The sequence below is a fragment of the Palleronia pontilimi genome, assembly GCF_016412875.1.
Classification (GTDB): Bacteria; Pseudomonadota; Alphaproteobacteria; order Rhodobacterales; family Rhodobacteraceae; genus Palleronia; species Palleronia pontilimi.
Map to the genome: position 1 here is coordinate 39,273 of NZ_JAEKPD010000018.1, position 19,860 is coordinate 59,132.

Sequence of the window (19,860 nt, forward strand, 5' to 3'; positions counted from 1 at the left end):
ATTTGAGAGAACAAAGATGGGGCAGGGGGCGCCGATCCCGGGGGACCGGCGCGTCCCTTGTCAGGCGGCGTTGCGGTTGCCTGCGGGCTTGCGACGCCTGCGCGGACGGCCGGATTTCGCCGCCGACGGCTTCTGGCCGCCGCGATTGCCACCGGGCCTGCCGCCGCGACCGCCCTGCTTGGGCGGCGGGGTGTCTTCGGCCCAGGGCGCGCCCGAGGCGACGGTGACCTTGGATTTCAGCACCTTTTCGATGTCGCGCAGGTACGACATCTCGTCCGGGGCGCAGAAGGCCACGGCCTGGCCTTCGCGGCCCGCGCGGGCGGTGCGGCCGATGCGGTGGACGTAGTTTTCCGGCACGTTGGGCAGTTCGTAGTTGTAGACGTATTCGACGCCCGGGATGTCGATGCCGCGGGCGGCCACGTCGGTGGCCACCAGCACCTTGATGGTGCCGTCCTTGAAGCCCGCGATGGCGCGGTCGCGCTGCCCTTGGCTCTTGTTGCCGTGGATCGACGCGGCCTTGTAGCCGTCGCGGTCGAGCTGTTTCATCAGCTTTTCGCAGCCGTGCTTGGTGCGTCCGAAGACCAGCGCGCGGTCCTTGGGGTGGCGGTCGAGCTGTTCGCGCAGCAGGGTCGGCTTGCCGTCCTTCGAGACGAAATGGACCTCCTGCTCGACCTTGTCGGCGGCCTGGCCGGGGCGCGCGACCTCGATGCGGATGGGGTTGTCGAGATAGGCGCTGGCGATCTCGTTCATGAGCTTGGGCATGGTGGCCGAGAAGAGCATCGTCTGGCGCTCGGCCCGCAGCAGCGGCGCGATCTTCCGGAGCGCATGGATGAAGCCCATGTCGAGCATCTGGTCGGCCTCGTCCAGCACGAGAAAGCGGGTGTCGTTCAGCCGCACGGCGCGGCGGTCCAGCAGGTCGATCAGGCGGCCGGGCGTGGCCACCAGAAGCTCGGTGCCGCGCTCGAGCCGGTTGATCTGGCGGTTGATCGAGACGCCGCCCACCACCACGGTGATCGACAGGTGCGTGCCACCGGCGAAGCCGCGCAGGCTTTCGCTGATCTGGTTGGCCAGTTCACGGGTGGGGGCCAGGATCAGGCCGCGCACGGATTTCGGCGCGGGCTTGGTGCCTTCGGCCGACAGCGCGTGGATCAGCGGCAGGCCGAAGGCGGCGGTCTTGCCGGTACCGGTCTGCGCCAGGCCCATCACGTCGCGCCCGTTCATGGCGTGGGGGATGGCCTGTTTCTGGATCGGGGTGGGTTCGGTGATGCCCAGTTCGGCCAGGCGGGAGATCATCTTGGGCTCGAGGCCCAGCATGTCGAAATCCATGGAGATGGATCCTTTCGGAATAAAATACGGATCGGGGCCGTGGAGAACACGGGGGTCCCGTTGCGATCAGAGGAACGCCCGAAGACTGACCGGGGGCCGTATTGCCCATGAGGCCGCTGCAAGCGCGTGCCTCCCCGCGTGATTTGGGAAACGGTGCGCCGATCCGGAAAGGGCGGGGTGGCCCGGTCTGCTCACGCGGCAGGGATCGACGTCTTGGGGGTGCGTATCGTCGGGTGCGGTCCCGATGTCAACCTTATTGCAGGTCCGAGAATGCGTCCTGAAGTCGCGCCACGGCTTCGTGGATGCGGGCGCGGGGGGTGGCGATGTTGAACCGCAGGAAGCCCGATCCGCCCTTGCCGAAAGTGGGGCCGTGGTTGACGGCGATCCGGGCGCGCTGCTCGACGCGGTGAAGCTCTTCCTCGCGCGTCATGCCGGTGCCGGTGAAATCGACCCAGCTGAGATAGGTGGCGTCCAGCGGCATCGAGCGCACGCCGGGAATTTGCGCCACGCCCGCGTCGAAGACCCGGCGGTTTTCGTCCAGGTACTGCATCAGCTCGTCCACCCAGGCCGCGCCGTCGGGCGAATAGGCGGCGGTGGCCATGTGCATGCCGAAGGCGTTGGCCGAGGTGCCGAGCGCCGCCATCCGGCGCGCGAACCGGGCGCGCAGGGCGTCGTCGGCGATGATGACGTTGCCCACATGGGCGCCGGCGATGTTGAAGGTCTTGGTCGTGGCGCTCATCATCACCAGCCGGTCGGCGATGCCGTCGACCAGGGCCATGGGCGTGTGGCTGTGGCCGGGATAGACCAGGTCGTGGTGGATCTCGTCGGACACGATCACCAGGTCGTGGCGGCGGGCGAACGCGGCGACGCCCGCGAGCTCGTCGCGGGTCCAGACGCGGCCGCCGGGATTGTGCGGCGAGCACAGGATCAGCAGCTTTTCCTGGCCCGTCATCTGGACGTCGTAGGCGTCGAAATCGAAGCCGTAGCGCCCGTCTTCGAGGGCCAGCTGGCATTCGACGATCCGGCGGTCCGCGGCTTTGATGACGCGGGCGAAGGCGTGGTAGACGGGGGTGAACAGGACCACCCCGTCGCCCGGAGACGTGAAGGCGTCGACGCACATGGCCGTTCCGTTGACCAGCCCGTTGGTGGTGAAGATGTGGTCGGGATCGACCTGCCAGCCGTGGCGTTCGCGCATCCACCAGCGGATCGCGTCGTTATATTGCGTGGTGTCGCCGAAATAGCCGTAGATGCCGTGGTCGTGCAGGGCCCCGACCGCGTCCTGCACGCAGGGCGGCGCGCGGAAATCCATGTCGGCGACCCACATGGACAGGCCGTCTTCGGCGGGGACGCCGTAGATCGGCTCCATCATGTCCCACTTGGTGGAATGGGTGCCGCGGCGGTCGATGATCTCGTCGAAGGACATGGGGGCGGTTCCTCGGGTTGCGCTTGGGGGAGAACCTGTCACGCCGGGGCCGGACGTCCAGTGCAAAAATCGCACGCCCCGCGGGGCTGCGGGTGGCGCGGTTTTGTTGCATCCGGGCGCGGTGGCGCATAAATGAGGGCCATGAGCATTCGACCCATCCTGATCCATCCCGACCCGCGCCTGAAGAAGGTGGCGGATCCCGTGGGCACGCCCACGGACGAGATCCGGGCGCTGGCCGAGGACATGCTGCAGACCATGTACGATGCGCCGGGTATCGGGCTGGCCGCGCCGCAGATCGGCGTGTCGAGCCGCCTGCTGGTGATGGATTGCGTGAAGGAAGAGGGCGCGGCGCCGCGGCCCCTGGTGCTGATCGATCCGGTGGTGGTGTGGGCCGCGGACGAGCTGTCGACCTACGAGGAAGGCTGTTTGTCGATCCCCGAGCAATATGCCGACGTGGAGCGGCCCGCCGCGGTCGAGGTGCGCTGGACCGACCTGGACGGGGCCGAGATGTCGGAGCGGTTCGAGGGGCTTTGGGCCACCTGCGTGCAGCACGAGATCGATCACCTGGATGGCAAGCTGTTCATCGACTACCTTAAGCCGCTGAGGCGGCAGATGATCACCCGCAAGATGCAGAAGCTGAAGCGGGAACTGGCGCGCGCCTGAGGCGCGTGTCGCGCGCGGGGCGGGCGGTGCGCCGGGATATTTTCAAGAACAAAGATGGGGCAGGGGCGCCATGGCTGTGAGGCCTTTCGTGATGTGGCCGGATCGACGCCTGCGCCGCGCGGCTTTGCCGGTGGCGGCGGTGGACGACGCGGTGCGCGCGCTCTGGTCCGACATGGTGGACACGATGGAGGCGATGCCGGGCGTGGGCCTGGCGGCGCCGCAGATCGGCGTGATGCGCGCGCTGGCGGTGGTGGATGCGTCGGCCGAGCGCGGCCGGGCGGTGCTGATGGCGAACCCGGAGGTGCTTTATGCCAGTGTCGAGCCGCGCCTGCACGAGGAAGCGTCGCCGAACCTGCCGGGGGTGTCGGCGCAGGTGTCGCGGCCGCGCGCGGTGACGGTGCGATTCCTGAACGCGGCGGGCGAGGTGGAAGAGCGCGATTTCGTGGGGCTTTGGGCCACCAGCGTGCAGCACCAGGTCGACCACCTAGCGGGGCGGATGTATTTCGACCGGCTGAGCCGGGTGAAGCGCGACATGCTGTTGAAGCGTGCCGCCAAGGTGGGGGGATAGCGCCATGCGGGTCGTGTTCATGGGAACGCCCGACTTCTCGGTGCCGCCGCTGCAGGCGCTGGTCGACGCGGGCCACGACGTGGTCTGCGTCTATACCCAGCCGCCGCGGCCCGCGGGGCGCGGCAAGAAGGACCGGCCGGGTGCGGTGCATCGCCGGGCGCTGGAGCTGGGGCTGGAGGTGCGCCATCCCGCCAGCCTGAAATCGCCGGAAGCGCAGGCGGATTTCGCGGCGCTGGGCGCGGATGTGGCGGTGGTCGTGGCCTACGGGCTGCTGTTGCCGCAGGCGGTGCTGGACGCGCCGCGGCTGGGCTGCCTGAACATCCACGCGTCGCTGCTGCCGCGCTGGCGGGGGGCGGCGCCGATCCACCGGGCGGTGATGACCGGGGATACCGAGACGGGCGTCTGCGTCATGCGGATGGAAGCGGGGCTGGATACCGGGCCGGTGCTGCTGCGCGCGGCCACGCCCATCGGCGCGACCGACACGACCGGCGATCTGCATGACCGGTTGTCGGGCATGGGGGCGGAGTTGATCGTTCGGGCGCTGGACCGCCTGGACGAACTGGTGCCGGAGCCGCAGCCCGAGGACGGCGTGACCTATGCCAGGAAGATCGACAAGGCCGAGGCGCGGGTGGACTGGACACGGCCCGCGATCGAGGTGGACCGGCAGATCCGGGGGCTGTCGCCGGTGCCGGGCGCGTGGTGCGACATCGCGGGCGAGCGGGTGAAGCTGCTGCGCTCGCGGGCAGTGGAAGGGTCGGGTGCGCCCGGCACAGTGCTGGGGGGCTTCACCGTGGCCTGCGGCGCGGGCGCGGTCGAGGTGCTGGAATTGCAGCGGGCGGGCAAGCGGGCGGTTGCGGCCAGCGAGGCGCTGCGCGGCATGACGCTGCCCGACCGGCTGGGCTAGGGGCGGCGCGGGCCTAGCGGCGCGGGGCGCGCGACTTGTAGGTGGGCAGGCACCAGCCGAAGCGCAGCGATCCGGCGCGCAGGATCAGCGTGGTCAGCGCGCAGATCAGCAGGGCGAAGGAGGCGTCGCCGATGCTCAGCGCGGCCAGACCCGCGATCCCGCCCGCCGCGGCGGCGGTCACGTAGAGCTCGCCCTGCACCAGCACCACGGGCACGTCGTTGACGACCACGTCGCGCATCAGGCCGCCGAAGGTGCCGGTCACCACGCCCATGAGCAGCACGATGGGCCAGGGCTGTCCGGTCGCCAGCGCCACGGCGAAGCCCGCGGGCACCGCCACCGACAGCGCGCAGGCGTCGAGCCAGACCAGCCAGCGCAACCGGCTGCCCACCAGGTGCGCCAGGAAGAAGACCAGCACCGCCGCCACCGCCGCCACGCCAAGGTAGGTGGGATCGGTGATCCAGAGCGGCGGGCGGTCGAGCAGCAGGTCGCGGATCGTGCCGCCGCCCATCCCCACCAGGCTGGCCAGGAACACGAAGCCCACGATGTCGAGCTGCGCCCGGCTGGCGGCGAAAGCGCCGGTCAGCGCGAAGATGAACACCGACGCGTAGTCGAGAAAGGCCAGCGCCGTCATTTGCCGGTCTTGAACGGGGCCATGCCGGCGCGGGCCAGTTCGTCGGCGCGTTCGTTTTCCGGATGGCCCGCGTGGCCCTTGACCCATTCCCACGTCACGTCGTGGCGTTGCTGGGCCGCGTCGAGCCGCTTCCACAGGTCTTCGTTCTTCACAGGCTTCTTGGCCGAGGTCTTCCAGCCGTTGCGCTTCCAGCCGTGGATCCAGGCGGTCACGCCGTTCTTCACGTATTGGCTGTCGGTGACGATGGTGATGGCGGACGGGCGCGACAGGCTTTCCAGCGCGTTGATGGCGGCCAGAAGCTCCATCCGGTTGTTCGTGGTCTGCGGCTCGCCGCCCTTCAGGTCGCGCGATTTCACGACCCGGTCGCCGTCCCTGGCCTGCAGGAGCGCGCCCCAGCCGCCGGGGCCGGGATTGCCCGAGCAGGCGCCGTCGGTATAGGCGATGAGTTTGGTCATGGGGGGCTTTCGTCGTGGCGTGGACCAGCTTCTAGACCGAAGCGCGGACCGGGGTAAATGGCTCGCTCAGGCCGGTTTGCGGCTGAGATGGATCACGAAGGGCTCGATCCGGCCGTCGAGCCCGTTGCCTTCGCCCAGCCGGGTGCGGAACGGGGTCAGACCGGCGGCGCGGGTCATGCGGTCCAAGTCGTCCGGCTGCCAGTAGCTGAAATAGCGCCCGATGGGGTCGCGCGCCGAGCCGCTGCCCTGCTTCATGCCCAGGTGCAGCACGCCGCCGGGCAGAAGAGCGCGGCCTGCCAGCGCGACCAGGTCCGGCACCACGTCGGGCGGGGCGTGGAGCAGGGCGAAATTGGCCCAGATCCCGCGGTAGCGCGGCGCGGGGTCGAGCGCGTCGAAGGGTTCGATGCGCACGTCCACGCCCAGGCCCGCGGCGACGGCGGCCATTTCGGGCGACGCGTCGGTGGCGTCGACGTCGATCTCGTGCGAGACCATGATCGCGGCGCTGTTGCCCGGCCCGCAGCCCCAGTCGAGCACGGGCGCATCGCCCGGCGGCAGCGCGTCCATGAAGGCCAGCAGGTCGGCGTCGGGCCCGGCGCGGCTGATGACGTCGGCGTATTCCTCGGCCCGTTTGGCGTAGGTCGCCAGGGTTTGCGGATCGGCGGTCACAGGATGATCGGCAGCAGCGACAGGACGACGATGGCGGTCAGCAGCAGCCGCAGCTGCATCCACCAGGGCGGCGCGAGGTCCTGCCGCCAGAACAGCAGGTCCAGCGCCAGGATGCCCGCGAAGCCCAGGGCCAGGTAGATCGCGGCCGAGACCGGTCCGCCGCCGACAAGGAAAAAGGCCCAGAGCGCGGGCACCGTCGACAGCGCGTAGCCGCTGGCGGCGATGGCGCCGGTCGCGCGGGTGGCGAAGCCCCAGAGCACGCCGGACATGAACGACAGGATCACCGTGCCGTAGGCCAACTGCACGTAGGGCCCGACGAAGCGCGGGCCGATGGCGCGCGCGGCCCAGGTGCCGAGGTCGGGCAGCAGCATGGTCGCCACGCCCCACAGGAACGGCAGGAGGCCCGCGAGGCCCAGCAGCAGGGGGGCGCGCGGGATGGTCATGCGCGCTCGACCGCCAGCCGACCGGCCAGGGCTGCGAAGGTGGCGGCGATGCCGCGCGACAGCCAGCGCAGCGCCCGCTCGGACGACAGGACGCGGGCGCGGACCTGTGCGGCGGCCACGCCGTAGAGCGCGAAGACGGCCAGCGTCATGGCCATGAAGACGGCGCCCAGGACCAGCATCTCGGCCGTGGCGGTGGCGGGGGTGCCCGAGAGGAAGGGCGGCAGCAGCGCCAGGAAGAACAGCGACAGCTTGGGGTTCAGGATGTTGATGAGCGCGCCGCGCCGGGCGATGCGGGGGCCGGGATCCGAGCCGTCCCGCGCCGCCACGTTCAGCGCGCCGCCCGATCGCAGCGCCTGCCAGCCGAGGTAGAGCAGGTAGGCCACGCCCGCGAATTTCACGATCTGGAAGGCCAGCGCGCTGGTATGCAGCAGCGCCGCAAGGCCCAGCGTCGCGGCCAGCAGGTGCGGCACGATCCCGAAGGTGCAGCCCAGCGCCGCCCAGAGCGCCGCGCGCCGCCCCTGGCCCAGGCCGATGGCAAGCGTGTAGATCACCCCGGTGCCCGGGGCGATCACGACGACGAAAGCGGTCAGAAGAAACTGGTACGACACGGGCGTCACCTTAATCCGGAAATGGTTACGGAAATCATAGCGTGGACGCGCGCGATGCCAATCGGTGAGCTGTCGGGCCGCGTGTTCAGGCGGGTTCGCGCAGCACGCGGGGCACCTTGAACTCGACGGTCTCGACGGCTGTTTCCACCAGCTGCGCCGTCACGTCGTAGCGGGCGCGGAAGGCGTCGATGACCTCATTCACCAGCACTTCGGGGGCAGAGGCGCCGGCGGTCACGCCGACCGAGCGGATGCCGTCGAGCGCGCGCCAGTCGATGTCGCTGGCCCGCTGCACCAGCTGGGCGTAGGGGCAGCCCGCGCGGGTGCCGACCTCGACCAGGCGCTGGGAGTTGGACGAGTTGGGCGCGCCCACCACCAGCATCGCGTCGCAGTCGGGCGCCATGGCCTTCACCGCTTCCTGGCGGTTGGTGGTGGCGTAGCAGATATCTTCCTTGTGCGGCCCGACGATGGCCGGGAAGCGCGCCTTCAGCGCGGCCACGATATGGGCGGTGTCGTCCACGCTGAGCGTCGTCTGGGTGATGAAGGCCAGCTTGTCGGCATCGCGCGGCTCGAGCCCCGCCACGTCGTCCACGGTTTCGACCAGCAGCACCTCGCCGGGGGGCAGCTGGCCCATGGTGCCCAGCGTTTCGGGGTGGCCCGCATGGCCGATCATCACCATCTGCAGGCCGTTGGCGTGGTGGCGCTCGGCCTCGATATGGACCTTGCTGACCAGCGGGCAGGTGGCGTCGACGAAGACCATGTCGCGGCGCCGTGCCTCGGCCGGGACCGCCTTGGGCACGCCGTGGGCAGAGAAGATCACCGGGCGGTCGTTGGGCACCTGGTCCAGCGTTTCCACGAAGACCGCGCCCTTCTCGCGCAGGGTGTCCACGACGACCTTGTTGTGCACGATCTCGTGGCGGACGAAGACCGGCGCGCCCCATTTGTGCAAGGCCATCTCGACGATCTTGATGGCGCGATCCACGCCCGCGCAGAAGCCGCGCGGCGCGGCGAGGTAGAGCGTGAGGGGCGGCTTGGTCATTCGGGGGATCTCCGGCGGTCAGTGCGTATCACCTAAAGTTGCGCGCCGCCGAATTCCAGAGGTCAGAGCGAGTTGATGAGCCGCGCGGCCTCGACCTTGTTGCGCACGCCCAGCTTGCGATAGGCGCTCTTGATGTATTCGTTGGCCGTGTTGGGCGTTATGTCGCACATCCGCGCGCATTCCTTGCGGCTGAGGCCGCGCGCCAAAAGGTAGATCATTTCCTTCTCGCGCGGGCTGAGCGGCGACAGCGGGTCGCTTTGCGGCGCGATCAGCAATTCGCGGAACCCGGTATCGGGGCCGGGGCTGCGGGCCAGCTCTTCCATGCGGCGATGCACGATCAGGCACGAGAAGCGGATGCGTTCGCGGTGGGGCCAGATGCGGGTCTCGAACGCGTCGCGGTCCAGCCGCGAGCCCAGGTTAAAGCCGCCGAAGCGCGGCGAGCCTTCCAGCCGCACCGGGATCGCCATGCCCGACTGGAAGCCGTGCTCGCGCGCCGACAGGATGAAGCTGCGCGCCCTTGCGTTGAGGTAGGGGTAGTCTTCCATGTAGGCCGCGCCGGTCTTCGTGATCTCGTAGGAGCGGCAGCAATGCTGCAGGAACGGATCGTCCTCGGGGGCGGAGATGTCGTAGAGCGTCGGCAGGTTCGTCATCAGCTGCGCGTCGCGGTTCTCGGCGTTGGCGGTCAGGTAGATGGCGAAATCCAGCCCCTCGTCGGCCAGCGCCGACAGCGTGGCGTCCCAGAGATCGGCCGCACTGGTGCTGCGCTCGATCTGGTCGATCCGATCCAAAGGCATGGAACCCCTTCCCCCCTGTCTGGGGGGATGTTGGAGGAATTGACCAAAAGATAAAGTCGAAAAATTGTATCGCCGCCGGGGTCAGTATTGCCTGTTCCGCTTGCACGCGCGGTTATTTCAGACGGGGGTGTCCGGTTGCGTCGTCATCGGGGCGCCCCCTGATTTTTCGGGCCGGGGTCACGATGGGGGCGTGGATGCGAGGGTTCAGTTGTTGACGGCGCGGGGGCTTTGGTCTTCGCGCGGCGGGCGTCCGATCACTTCGCGCAGCTCTTCGAGCTCGATGAAGTTGTCGGCCTGGCGGCGCAACTCGTCGGCGATCATGGGCGGCTGGCTGCGGATGGTGCTGACCACCGACACGCGCACGCCCGCGCGCTGCAGCGATTCGACCAGCGGGCGGAAATCGCCGTCGCCCGAGAACAGCACGATGTGATCGACGCGCGGCGCAAGCTCCATGGCGTCGACCGCCAGCTCGATATCCATGTTGCCCTTCACCTTGCGGCGGCCCTGGCTGTCGGTGAATTCCTTGGCCGGCTTGGTGACCATGGTGAAGCCGTTGTAGTGCAGCCAGTCCACCAGCGGGCGGATCGGGGAATAGTCGTCGTTCTCCAGCAGGGCGGTGTAGTAAAACGCACGCAGCAGCTTGCCACGCTGCATGAATTCCTGTCTGAGCAACTTGTAGTCGATATCGAAGCCCAAGGATTTCGCCGCGGCGTAGAGGTTTGATCCGTCAATGAAAAGTGCCAAACGTTCGTCGCGATAAAACATGATAGATCCTCGAATAGCCTCCCGCGGGAGTTTGGGCCATCACTGCCAAAGTGTCGCGCCCGTTCCGACCGGCTACATAACCTTCTGACACTTCGGCGCAATAATCCATGACAGATGTGACGCAACGGCATGCTTTTGTGGCGCTTGGCGCCAATCTGCCCGGCAATGCCGGAAAACCGGCACAAATGCTGCTTGCCGCCTTGCATCTTCTTGACACGAAAGCATTCCGGTTGCAGCGCGTCAGCCGGTTGATGCGGACCCCCGCGTTTCCGGCCGGATCCGGTCCCGATTTCGTGAATGCGGTGGCGCTGTTCCAGACCGCGCTGGACGCCGATCGGGCGCTGGCCCACCTGCACGCCGTCGAGGCCGAACTGGGCCGGGCGCGCGACGGGCGCTGGGCCGCGCGCACGATCGATCTGGACCTGCTGGCGCTGGGCGACAGGGTGGTGCCGGACCGCGAGGTGTATCTGCACTGGCACGACCTGCCGTTCGAGCGGCAGAAACGCGAGGCGCCAGATCAGCCGATTCTGCCGCATCCGCGCCTGCACGAGCGCGCCTTCGTGCTGGTGCCGATGGCCGAGATCGCGCCCGATTGGCGTCACCCGGTGCTGGGCCTTGACGTGGCAGGGATGCTGGCCCGCCTGCCCGCGGGCGACGTGGCCGCGATCCGGCCGATTTCCGACCCGGACTAGCGGATTCGCGACTTGTCAATCCTTTTGTCATCGTCTAAGGCAGGCCCCTTACACATTCGAGATCAAGAGGTGCCCCATGGCCCGCGTGACCGTAGAAGACTGCGTCGACAAAGTGCCCAACCGCTTCGAGCTGGTGATGCTGGCCGCCCATCGTGCGCGGGAAATCGCGGCAGGCTCGACCCCCACGGTCGACCGCGACAACGACAAGAACCCCGTCGTGTCGTTGCGCGAGATCGCCGAAGAGACGCAGCTTGCCGATGACCTGCGCGAGCGGATGATCGAATCGCACCAGACCCAGATCGAGGTCGACGAGCCCGAAGAGGACGCGATGGCGCTGCTGATGGGCGCCGAGCAGGACAAGCCCGCCGACGACGACATGAGCGAAGAAAAACTGCTGCGCGCGCTGATGGAAGCGCAAGGCCAGCAGTAACACGACGGGACGCGGGCGGCAGGCCGAATGGACGACATCTCCGGCCTGATCGCCCGCATCAAGCAATACCATCCCAAAAGCGACGACGACCTGATCGCGCGCGCCTATGCGTTCGGGTCCGAGATGCATCAGGGCCAGTATCGCCATTCGGGCGAGCCCTACATCACGCATCCGCTGGCGGTCGCCCATATCCTTGCGGGCCAGCAGCTGGACGACGCCACCATCGTGACGGCGCTGCTGCACGACACGGTCGAGGACACGCGCGCGTCCCATGACGATATCGCCCGGAAGTTCAGCACCGAGATCGCCGAGCTGGTGGACGGTGTCACCAAGCTGACCAAGCTGCAGCTGAATTCCAACGAGACCAAGCAGGCCGAGAATTTCCGCAAGCTGTTCATGGCGATGAGCCGGGACATGCGGGTGATCCTGGTCAAGCTGGCCGACCGGCTGCACAACATGCGCACCATCAAGTCCATGCGGCCCGAGGGCCAGATGCGCAAGGCCCGCGAGACGATGGACATCTACGCGCCGCTGGCGGGCCGCATGGGCATGCAGTGGATGCGCGAAGAGCTGGAGGACCTGTCCTTCGGCGTGCTGAACCCCGAGGGCCGCAATTCGATCATCCGCCGCTTCATCACCCTGCAGCGCGAATCGGGCGACGTGATCGACAAGATCACATCCGATATCCGCGCCGAGCTGGACCGGATCGGCCTGGACGGCGAAGTGCACGGCCGCGCCAAGAAGCCGTTTTCCATTTGGCGCAAGATGGAAGAGAAGAAGATCGGCTTCTCGCGCCTGTCCGACATCTACGGCTTCCGCGTCATCGTCGCCGACGAAGCCGCCTGCTACGCCGTGCTGGGCGCCATCCACCAGCGCTGGCGGGCCGTGCCGGGCCGCTTCAAGGATTACATCAGCCAGCCCAAGTCGAACGGCTACCGCTCGATCCACACGACCGTGTCGGGCCGCGACGGCAAGCGGGTCGAGGTGCAGATCCGCACCCGCCAGATGCACGAGGTGGCCGAAAGCGGCGTCGCGGCGCACTGGTCCTATCGCGATGGCGAGCGGGCGGTGAACCCGTTCGCCGTCGATCCCGCGGGCTGGATCGCGACGCTGAACGAGCAATTCGACAGCGCCGAGGATCACGACGAGTTCCTGGAAGCTGTGAAGCTGGAGATGTACCAGGACCAGGTCTTCTGCTTCACGCCCCAGGGCGAGGTGGTGAAGCTGCCCAAGGGCGCCACGCCGCTGGACTTCGCCTATGCCATCCACACGCGCATCGGCGATGCCTGCGTGGGCGCCAAGGTCGACCACGTGCGCGTCCCGCTCTGGACGCGGCTGAGGAACGGGCAGAGCGTCGAGATCCTGACCGCCGAGGGCCAGCGCCCGCAATCGACGTGGATGGACATCGTGGCCACCGGGCGCGCCAAGACCGCGATCCGCAAATCGCTGCGCGCCGCCGACCGCGACAAGTTCATCCGGCTGGGCAACGAGCTGGCGCGCGTGGCCTTCGATGCGGCGGGCAAGCGGCTGACCAACAAGGCGCTGGGCACCGCAGCGCGGCTGCTGAACATCCCCGACAGCGACGAGCTGCTGGCCCGGCTCGGCTCGGCCGAGCTGCAGGCGCGCCGGGTGATCGAGGTGCTGTTCCCCGAGCTGGTGCTGGTCAAGGGCGACGAGATCGAGGCCGGCGCCGCGATCGTGGGGCTCGAGGGCGACCAGGCCTTCGCGCGGGCGCAATGCTGCCAGCCGGTCCCGGGCGAGCGCATCGTCGGCATCACCAGCCGGGGCAAGGGCGTGACCATCCACGCCATCGACTGCCCCACGCTGATTGATTTCGAAGACCGCCCCGACCGCTGGGTCGACCTGCACTGGCATTCGGGCACGCACCCGGCGGTGCATACCGTTACCTTCGAGCTGACCCTGACCAACGACGCGGGCGTTCTGGGGCGCATCTGCACGCTGATCGGGTCGCAAAAGGCCAACATCTCGGACCTGGTGTTTTGCGACAAGAAACCCGATTTCTATCGCGTCCAGATCGATATAGACCTGCGCAGCGTGGAGCATATGCACGCGGTCCGGCTGTCGCTGGAATCGGATGCGGATGTCGCGACGATCACGCGGGTGCGCAATCCCGACCGCAAACCCTGAGAAAGGCGACACCGGTTTTGTTCAAGCGGCGCAAGCCCAGATCGACCCTGGCGCATATGGGGCGTTGGCTGTACCCGCGCGGCGGGTGGTGGCGCGCGATCCTGTACATGGTGCACCGGCTGCGCCGCCTGCCGGACCCCGCCTACAAGATCAGCCGCGGCATCGCGGCGGGCGTCTTCACCAGTTTCACGCCGCTTTTCGGGCTGCATTTCCTGGTGGCCGCGGGCCTGGCGTGGCTGATGGGCGGCAACATCGTCGCGGCGCTGCTGGCCACCTTCGTGGGCAACCCGATCACCTTCCCGGTCATCGCCGGCGTATCGGTGGGGCTGGGCAGCAAGCTGCTGGGCCAGGATCACCCGCTGCCGCTGGACGAGACGTTCGACGCCTTCAGCCGGGTGTCGGTCGAGCTTTGGACCAACGCCAACGCGCTGCTGACCGGCGGGTCGGTTGAGTTCGACGGGCTGGACCTGTTCATGAGCCGCGTCTTCCTGCCCTACCTGGTCGGGGGCATCATCCCCGGCGTGCTGGCGGGGCTGGCGGCCTACGCGATTTCGCGCCCCGTCATTGCGGCCTATCAGAAGTCGCGCATAAAGCGGCTGAAGAAGAAGTTCGAAAAGCAGCGCCGCGCCGCGCAGACCAGTGCCGCGCGTCGCCTGAAGAAGGAAGCGACCGATGGCTGAGCACCTGCGACTGGGCGTCAATATCGACCACGTGGCGACGGTCCGGAACGCGCGCGGAGGCGGTGTGCCCGACCCGGTGCGCGCCGCGAAGCTGGCCGAGGCGTCGGGCGCCGACGGTATCACGGCGCATCTGCGCGAGGACCGACGCCACATCTCGGACGCCGATATCGAGAACCTGATGGCGGCGCTGACGGTGCCGCTGAACTTCGAGATGGCGGCCACCGACGAGATGCAGGCCATCGCCCTGCGCCACAAGCCCCACGCCGTATGCCTGGTGCCCGAGCGGCGCGAGGAACGCACGACCGAAGGGGGCCTGGAGGTCGCGCGCGAAGAGAACAAGCTGGCGCATTTCATCGCGCCCCTGGCCGAGGCCGGGTGCCGGGTGTCGATCTTCATCGCCGCCGACTGCCGCCAGATCGAGGCCGCGGCGCGCATCGGTGCGCAGGTGGTCGAGCTGCATACCGGCGCTTATTGCGATGCCTTCGCCGAGGGCCGGATGGACGACGCGGCCGCGGAAGTGGCGCGGCTGACCGACATGGCCGCCTTCGCCCATGATCTGGGTCTGGAAGTCCACGCGGGCCACGGCCTGACCTACGACACGGTGCCGCCCATCGCCGCGCTGCCGCAGGTGGTGGAGCTGAACATCGGCCATTTCCTGATCGGCGAGGCGATCTTCCTGGGCCTCGAGCCCGCCATCGCCCGGATGCGCGAAATCATGGACACCGCGCGGGGGTAGGTGGGGACCCGTCGTTGAGGGGCGTTGGTCGGGTATGGGGGGAGCCTGTTCGTTGCGGCCTTAAGCATCGACGTTCTTTGGGGCGGGAAGGAGGCACTGTTACGAAGAAAACGAATGCCAACAATACGAAGCTAACGTTATTTGCGAAATTCAATGAACTGCATAGACTGCCTGATGGGATTTAAAATGATAGATGCTTGGTCTCTGAAGCATTTCACGTTTTCTAAGGTTTTGAGTGACTACACTAATTATTGAATACTGGCGCTTTTTGCTTTTTCGAAGTCGCTTAGATTGCGGCCTTTCTTGGAGCTGTCAGATACTCGCTCTTCATGCAGGCCGCGATCAGGAAATAGTGGAGTGTGGAATGTTTGCATATACTGATGAAACTGGGCACTCAGGAAGGAACATATTTGACAAAAACGAAATTTTTCGACTAGGGAGCATTCTGTCCATTAATGATATTCGTCACCCATGCGAATCTGTAATAGGTCCGTTTGTTAAAAGAAAGGGAGTGGAAAGGCTGCATGCGAACCAGTGGCAGGACCACGAAATTGCAGAGCTCGGGCAAAATATTTTAGACACGCTTGATGATGGAAATAAATGGAATTTCAACATCATGCAGATTCACAAGCCTTATGTCGCTCCGACGAAACTGGTCGACTTGATATTTGATCCCGGTGAAAATTCTGCAGTTCCGGGAGTGTGGTATTGGGACGAAATGCACAGACACATTCTTTGCCTTATGATGGATGATGCTCTCAATTTTAAAGCGGCAAAGCAATTTTGGACCGCATATTTAGCTGATGATATAGATGGCGTTATTTGCACCCTTGGCGAAGTCGAGAGTTTTATTTCGTCAGCTGGTTATCCCAAGCCGTTCAAGTCCGTTGTGAAGGAAGCGTTCAAGTTTGCCCGCAAATCGCCGGGTAGCTTTACAATGAACGCAACTCGAAAAAGGAAGGGTTATCAGGCGCATACTCCTAACGTTATCGCATTTACCCAACTTTTTCAGGCCATCCACGAATTTTCAAGAGACACTGGCAGTAAGCCGGAAATTCTCTTTCACGATAAGCAAGATGAATTTCGAAGTGAGCTCCAAGACACTTACCAATGTTTTGGCGGCGTTGTCATTCAAGACACGTGTGATGGGAGCTGGCCGGACGCAATCTTGGCAGATTATAAAATCGGAGAATTAGAGATCCTCCCTTCCGTGGACAATGCAGGATTGCAAGCTGCCGATCTATTGCTGTGGGTAAATCAACGAAGCTCTGATAACGCGGAGATAAATGTCTTAAAAGATAGGTTGGGCTCACTCGAAAGCCCCTACTACATAGGAAGGGGTATGTCGGAACTAATCGTCGACATACATATGAAACAAAGAGCTCGATAAAAGCGTCTAGGTAAGATTTGCTACCATCAATCGTGATCCGCGCGATGCGTGCAAGTCTGTTATAGGCCGGAACGAGACTTTCCCACTTGCAACGCAAGACTCACTTCAACCCGCTCTCACAAGCGCCCCCAAACCTACCACCGCGCAACCGACCCTACCGCAAATCCGGGGGCTCGAGGCCGTCGGTGTCGCCGTGGATGGCGAATTGGGTGAGGTCGGCGTCGGGTGGCTCGATGGAGCGGAAGCTTTCGCGCACGCCTGCCTCGGTCAGCTCGCGGCTGACGGCCAGCAGGGTGTTGGGGGCGTGATCCTCGCAAAGCTCGGCCATGTCGCTCAGTTGCTCGCGGGCCACCGGCAGCGCCGCCTCGACCGAGGGCGCGCCGTAATGGCTGGCGAAGTGATGCGCCAGCGCGTCGGCCAGCGCCTCGATCTCGGACGGCTGGATCTGCGTCACCGCCACGAAACTGGCGCGGCCGAACGTCTCGATCCCCAGCCAGCCGTTGGAAAACGCCTGCTTCGCCTTGCCCACCAGATCCCCCTGGGACCAGTCGCTGAACTCGAACCCGCCGGGGATGCACCATTCGCCCGTGCGCGCGGGGCTGTGGAACACCTGTTGATCGCTTTCGTCGAAATGGATGGCGCGGGCAAGTTTCATGGGGGGCTCCGTGACGGTCTGCATCCCCGATAGCGCGGCCCGCGCCCGGATGCAAAGCCGCCTAGCGCGATTGCAGCGGGGCGCCCAGATCGGCCGGGGGCAGGGTGCCCGCGAAGGCGGCGATGGCCTCGAGGTCGTCCAGCGTCATTTCGAGCGGCACGATGGGCGGCGGGTGGCGCGGGTCGAAGGGCGGGGTCACGTCCTTGACCTGGGTGAACGCGCCGTGGGGGGCCAGCGCGTAGAACGCCTCGAACCGCCCTTGCCAGTTCGGCAGCGTGCGCAGAACCTCGAAGGACGGGGTCGAGCCCAGCCCCTTCATCCGGTTGGTGTCGTCGATGACGTGGCACCGGCCGCACAGGTCCATCGCCAGCCGGGCGCCTTTGTCCACGTCGCCCGTGACGCGCGTTTCCGCCTTGGCCTTGCGCACGTCCGTGGCGGCGCTGAACTGCCCGTCGCCGAACCCCGCGATGGTCCGCTTGCCCACGTCCGAGCGCAGCCAGGCCGCGAAGCGCTCGCCCTCGGGGGCCAGGACTTCCAGAGCCCAGACCCGGTCGGGCCCCGCGATCACCGGCGCGCCCGCGTCGCCGAACCGCGCCACGGGGCTGGCGTCGCCCGGGCGCAGGCGCAGCCCGGTCTTCAGCGAAAAGCGTGGCAGAAGGTGGTCGACCAGCCCCGACGTGGCCAGCGCGTCGGGCACCGCGACCTGCGCCTCCTGCGCGTGCAGGGGGCTTCCGATCAACGCCACCAGCAGCGCCAGAACCCGGACCATCGCGGACCTCACCGAAACTTCGCTTGCAACGCTAGGGGTGGGCGCATACCCCGGTCAACGATCATTTTCAGCGCGCAGGGAGACGGCGATGGACGAAGATTTCAACATGTCGATGCGGAAATTCCTCAAGCAGGTGGGCGTCACGTCGCAGCAGGCCATCGAAGAGGCCATGCGCGACGCCGACACGGCCGGCAAGGTGTTCAACGCCAAGGTGGTGCTGACCATCGACGGCGTCGATCTTGAGCACGTGGTGACCGGCAAGATCAAGGGCCGGGAATGAGCGTCACCCGCGACGACGTCCTTGCGGCGCTGAAGGACATCAAGGATCCGGCCTCGGGCCAGGACATCGTGTCCGCGGGCGTGGTGCGCGCGCTGAATGTCGACGGCGACGCGGTGCGCTTCGTGCTGGAAATCGCGCCCTCGGCCGCGCAGGCCTACGAGCCGGTGCGCGCCGATGCGGAGGCCCGCGTGAAGGCGCTGGGTGTCGGCACCGTGTCGGTGGTGCTGACGGCCCATTCCAAGCCCTCGGCCCCGCCGGACCTGAAAGGCGCGCGCAAGGCCGCCCCCGCGGGCCCCGAGCCGGTGCCGGGCGTCGACCGCCTGGTCGCCATCGCGTCCGGCAAGGGCGGCGTGGGCAAGTCCACCGTCAGCGCCAACCTGGCCTGCGCGCTGGCCGCCGAGGGCCGCCGCGTGGGGCTGCTGGACGCCGATGTCTACGGGCCGTCGCAGCCGCGGATGCTGGGCGTGTCGGGTCGCCCCGCCAGCCCCGACGGCAAGACCATCCTGCCCATGCGCAATTACGGCGTCACGATGATGTCGATCGGGCTGATGACCAACGAGGGCCAGGCCGTGGTCTGGCGCGGACCCATGCTCATGGGCGCGTTGCAGCAGATGCTGATGCAGGTGCAGTGGGGGGCACTCGACATTTTGCTGGTGGATCTGCCGCCCGGCACCGGCGACGTGCAGATGACGCTCGCGCAGAAGGCGCGGCTGGACGGTGCCATCGTGGTCAGCACGCCGCAGGACGTGGCCCTTCTGGACGCGCGCAAGGGCATCGATATGTTCAACCAGCTGAAGACGCCGATCTACGGCCTGATCGAGAACATGAGCACCCACATCTGCACCAATTGCGGCCACGAGGAACACATCTTCGGCCATGGCGGCGTCGCGGCCGAGGCGGAAAAGCTGGGCGTGCCGCTTCTGGCCGAGATCCCGCTGCACCTGGACATCCGCAAGGCCGCCGATGGCGGCGCGCCCATCGTGGTGTCGCAGCCCGACAGCCCCCAGGCCCGGGTGTTCCGCGACCTCGCGAAACGGCTGATCGCTGACGGCATCGCATGAGCCTGTCGTTACCGCCGCTATTCACCTCCGTGGCGGCGGACGGCCCGCCGCGCGAGCACGCCGTCGCCCTGGCGCGCGCGGGCTGCGACGGGGGCACGGTGGTGCATGGCAGCGCCGCGGGCACGCTCGAGGCGGCGATCGTTTTCGCGCCCGAGACCCCGCTGGCCCACGCCGCCCAGATCCTGCCGGTCTGCGCCGTGGGCTTCCAGAACGCGCTGGGCGCGCTGGCACCGCCCGAGGTCGCTGTGCACCTGGGCTGGGACGGCGCGATCCGCGTCAATGGCGGGCTTTGCGGCGCGCTGGGACTGGTGGCGCCCGCCGCCGATCCGGCCGCCATTCCAGACTGGCTGATCGTCACCCTGTCGCTGGACATGCTGCCCGCCAGCGACGATCCGGGCAGCGATCCGGACCGCACCGCGCTTTACGCCGAGGGCTGCGGCGACATGGACCCCGACGCGCTGGTCGAGGCTTGGGTGCGGCACACGCTGGTCTGGCTCAACCGCTGGTCCGACGGCGACCTGCGCGCGCTGCACGCCGAATGGCGCGGCCTGGCGCACGGGCTGAACACCGAGATCACCCAAGGCCATGAGGCCGGCACCTTCCTGGGCGTGGACGAGGATTTCGCCATGCTGCTGAAGACCGGCGCCGCCACGCGCGCCATCCCGCTCGCCACCCTGGTGGACGTCGCGGATTAGGGCGCGTCCCCCGTCTTCATCTTTCCATAAATACCTGAGCGT

General features: G+C 66.9%; 24 protein-coding genes. 12 read left to right on the forward strand and 12 right to left on the reverse strand.

The window, feature by feature from the left end:
- Positions 1-60 precede the first annotated feature (60 nt).
- Positions 61-1,326 carry a DEAD/DEAH box helicase gene (locus ILP92_RS15675; RefSeq protein ID WP_198917360.1) on the reverse strand — a complete coding sequence of 422 codons (1,266 nt, stop codon included), beginning with the start codon at positions 1,324-1,326 and terminating at the stop codon, positions 61-63.
- A 253-nt stretch (positions 1,327-1,579) separates the two neighbouring features.
- Positions 1,580-2,749 (reverse strand): MalY/PatB family protein, encoded by a 1,170-nt coding sequence (locus tag ILP92_RS15680; protein ID WP_198917361.1) that lies wholly within the window; start codon positions 2,747-2,749, stop codon positions 1,580-1,582.
- A 141-nt stretch (positions 2,750-2,890) separates the two neighbouring features.
- On the opposite strand from ILP92_RS15680, the gene def (ILP92_RS15685) reads away from it, so the two are divergent.
- From def (ILP92_RS15685) to fmt, 3 genes are all read left to right on the forward strand, one after another.
- Positions 2,891-3,412, forward strand: coding sequence for a peptide deformylase (def, locus tag ILP92_RS15685; RefSeq protein WP_198917362.1), 522 nt, complete (start codon positions 2,891-2,893; stop codon positions 3,410-3,412).
- Positions 3,413-3,482: 70 nt separating this feature from the next.
- Positions 3,483-3,980, forward strand: a complete 498-nt coding sequence (gene def / locus ILP92_RS15690) for a peptide deformylase (RefSeq protein WP_198917363.1) — start codon at positions 3,483-3,485, stop codon at positions 3,978-3,980.
- A gap of 4 nt (positions 3,981-3,984) precedes the next feature.
- On the forward strand, positions 3,985-4,884 hold the full coding sequence (fmt, locus tag ILP92_RS15695) for a methionyl-tRNA formyltransferase (RefSeq protein WP_198917364.1): 900 nt from the start codon (positions 3,985-3,987) through the stop codon (positions 4,882-4,884).
- Between the two features lie 13 nt (positions 4,885-4,897).
- Here the strand turns inward: fmt and ILP92_RS15700 are convergent, their stop codons facing one another.
- The 8 genes from ILP92_RS15700 to ILP92_RS15735 all read right to left on the reverse strand — a co-directional run bounded on the left by ILP92_RS15700 (position 4,898) and on the right by ILP92_RS15735 (position 10,282).
- A complete protein-coding gene (locus ILP92_RS15700) occupies positions 4,898-5,515 on the reverse strand; it encodes a trimeric intracellular cation channel family protein (protein ID WP_198917365.1) in 618 nt (205 codons plus the stop codon).
- Positions 5,512-5,970 carry a ribonuclease HI gene (gene rnhA / locus ILP92_RS15705; protein ID WP_198917366.1) on the reverse strand — a complete coding sequence of 153 codons (459 nt, stop codon included), beginning with the start codon at positions 5,968-5,970 and terminating at the stop codon, positions 5,512-5,514. The genes ILP92_RS15700 and rnhA overlap by 4 nt, the downstream gene beginning before the upstream one ends.
- A 66-nt stretch (positions 5,971-6,036) precedes the next feature.
- The gene (locus ILP92_RS15710; protein WP_198917367.1) at positions 6,037-6,636 is read right to left on the reverse strand and encodes a class I SAM-dependent DNA methyltransferase; all 600 of its coding nucleotides are present in this window, start codon (positions 6,634-6,636) and stop codon (positions 6,037-6,039) included.
- Positions 6,633-7,079 carry a DUF3429 domain-containing protein gene (locus tag ILP92_RS15715; RefSeq protein ID WP_198917368.1) on the reverse strand — a complete coding sequence of 149 codons (447 nt, stop codon included), beginning with the start codon at positions 7,077-7,079 and terminating at the stop codon, positions 6,633-6,635. The genes ILP92_RS15710 and ILP92_RS15715 overlap by 4 nt, the downstream gene beginning before the upstream one ends.
- Positions 7,076-7,687 (reverse strand): LysE family translocator, encoded by a 612-nt coding sequence (locus tag ILP92_RS15720; RefSeq protein ID WP_198917369.1) that lies wholly within the window; start codon positions 7,685-7,687, stop codon positions 7,076-7,078. Before ILP92_RS15720 ends, ILP92_RS15715 begins: the two co-directional genes overlap by 4 nt.
- An 85-nt stretch (positions 7,688-7,772) precedes the next feature.
- Positions 7,773-8,723 (reverse strand): 4-hydroxy-3-methylbut-2-enyl diphosphate reductase, encoded by a 951-nt coding sequence (ispH, locus tag ILP92_RS15725; RefSeq protein WP_198917370.1) that lies wholly within the window; start codon positions 8,721-8,723, stop codon positions 7,773-7,775.
- A 62-nt stretch (positions 8,724-8,785) separates the two neighbouring features.
- Positions 8,786-9,517: a helix-turn-helix transcriptional regulator gene (locus tag ILP92_RS15730; RefSeq protein ID WP_198917371.1), complete on the reverse strand. Its 732-nt coding sequence runs from the start codon at positions 9,515-9,517 to the stop codon at positions 8,786-8,788.
- A 204-nt stretch (positions 9,518-9,721) separates the two neighbouring features.
- Positions 9,722-10,282, reverse strand: a complete 561-nt coding sequence (locus ILP92_RS15735) for a LabA-like NYN domain-containing protein (RefSeq protein ID WP_198917372.1) — start codon at positions 10,280-10,282, stop codon at positions 9,722-9,724.
- 107 nt (positions 10,283-10,389) lie between these two features.
- Here ILP92_RS15735 and folK point away from each other — a divergent pair, with 107 nt between their 5' ends.
- The 6 genes from folK (at position 10,390) to ILP92_RS15765 (ending at position 16,358) form a co-directional block, all read left to right on the forward strand.
- Positions 10,390-10,974, forward strand: coding sequence for a 2-amino-4-hydroxy-6-hydroxymethyldihydropteridine diphosphokinase (gene folK / locus ILP92_RS15740; protein WP_198917373.1), 585 nt, complete (start codon positions 10,390-10,392; stop codon positions 10,972-10,974).
- A 76-nt stretch (positions 10,975-11,050) separates the two neighbouring features.
- Complete coding sequence (gene rpoZ / locus ILP92_RS15745) at positions 11,051-11,404, forward strand: DNA-directed RNA polymerase subunit omega (RefSeq protein ID WP_198917374.1); 354 nt, start codon at positions 11,051-11,053, stop codon at positions 11,402-11,404.
- Positions 11,405-11,431: 27 nt separating this feature from the next.
- Positions 11,432-13,552, forward strand: a complete 2,121-nt coding sequence (locus tag ILP92_RS15750) for a RelA/SpoT family protein (protein ID WP_198917375.1) — start codon at positions 11,432-11,434, stop codon at positions 13,550-13,552.
- Between the two features lie 17 nt (positions 13,553-13,569).
- Entirely contained in the window at positions 13,570-14,232 is a 663-nt protein-coding gene (locus ILP92_RS15755; protein WP_198917376.1) for a DUF2062 domain-containing protein, read from the forward strand.
- Positions 14,225-14,968 (forward strand): pyridoxine 5'-phosphate synthase, encoded by a 744-nt coding sequence (locus ILP92_RS15760; RefSeq protein WP_198917377.1) that lies wholly within the window; start codon positions 14,225-14,227, stop codon positions 14,966-14,968. Before ILP92_RS15755 ends, ILP92_RS15760 begins: the two co-directional genes overlap by 8 nt.
- 364 nt (positions 14,969-15,332) lie before the next feature.
- Positions 15,333-16,358 (forward strand): DUF3800 domain-containing protein, encoded by a 1,026-nt coding sequence (locus tag ILP92_RS15765; RefSeq protein WP_198917378.1) that lies wholly within the window; start codon positions 15,333-15,335, stop codon positions 16,356-16,358.
- A 154-nt stretch (positions 16,359-16,512) separates the two neighbouring features.
- Here the strand turns inward: ILP92_RS15765 and ILP92_RS15770 are convergent, their stop codons facing one another.
- Together ILP92_RS15770 and ILP92_RS15775 are read right to left on the reverse strand one after the other, a co-directional pair.
- Positions 16,513-17,013 carry a DUF6505 family protein gene (locus ILP92_RS15770; protein ID WP_198917379.1) on the reverse strand — a complete coding sequence of 167 codons (501 nt, stop codon included), beginning with the start codon at positions 17,011-17,013 and terminating at the stop codon, positions 16,513-16,515.
- A 61-nt stretch (positions 17,014-17,074) separates the two neighbouring features.
- Positions 17,075-17,782: a hypothetical protein gene (locus ILP92_RS15775; RefSeq protein WP_198917380.1), complete on the reverse strand. Its 708-nt coding sequence runs from the start codon at positions 17,780-17,782 to the stop codon at positions 17,075-17,077.
- An 88-nt stretch (positions 17,783-17,870) separates the two neighbouring features.
- Between ILP92_RS15775 and ILP92_RS15780 the strand changes: the two genes are divergently transcribed.
- From ILP92_RS15780 to ILP92_RS15790, 3 genes are read left to right on the forward strand one after another with little or no spacing between them, the layout of a single operon-like run.
- On the forward strand, positions 17,871-18,062 hold the full coding sequence (locus ILP92_RS15780) for a DUF6494 family protein (protein ID WP_198917381.1): 192 nt from the start codon (positions 17,871-17,873) through the stop codon (positions 18,060-18,062).
- Entirely contained in the window at positions 18,059-19,123 is a 1,065-nt protein-coding gene (locus tag ILP92_RS15785; RefSeq protein ID WP_198917382.1) for an Mrp/NBP35 family ATP-binding protein, read from the forward strand. Before ILP92_RS15780 ends, ILP92_RS15785 begins: the two co-directional genes overlap by 4 nt.
- Positions 19,120-19,818, forward strand: coding sequence for a biotin/lipoate--protein ligase family protein (locus ILP92_RS15790; RefSeq protein WP_198917383.1), 699 nt, complete (start codon positions 19,120-19,122; stop codon positions 19,816-19,818). The genes ILP92_RS15785 and ILP92_RS15790 overlap by 4 nt, the downstream gene beginning before the upstream one ends.
- The last annotated feature ends 42 nt before the right edge of the window (positions 19,819-19,860 follow it).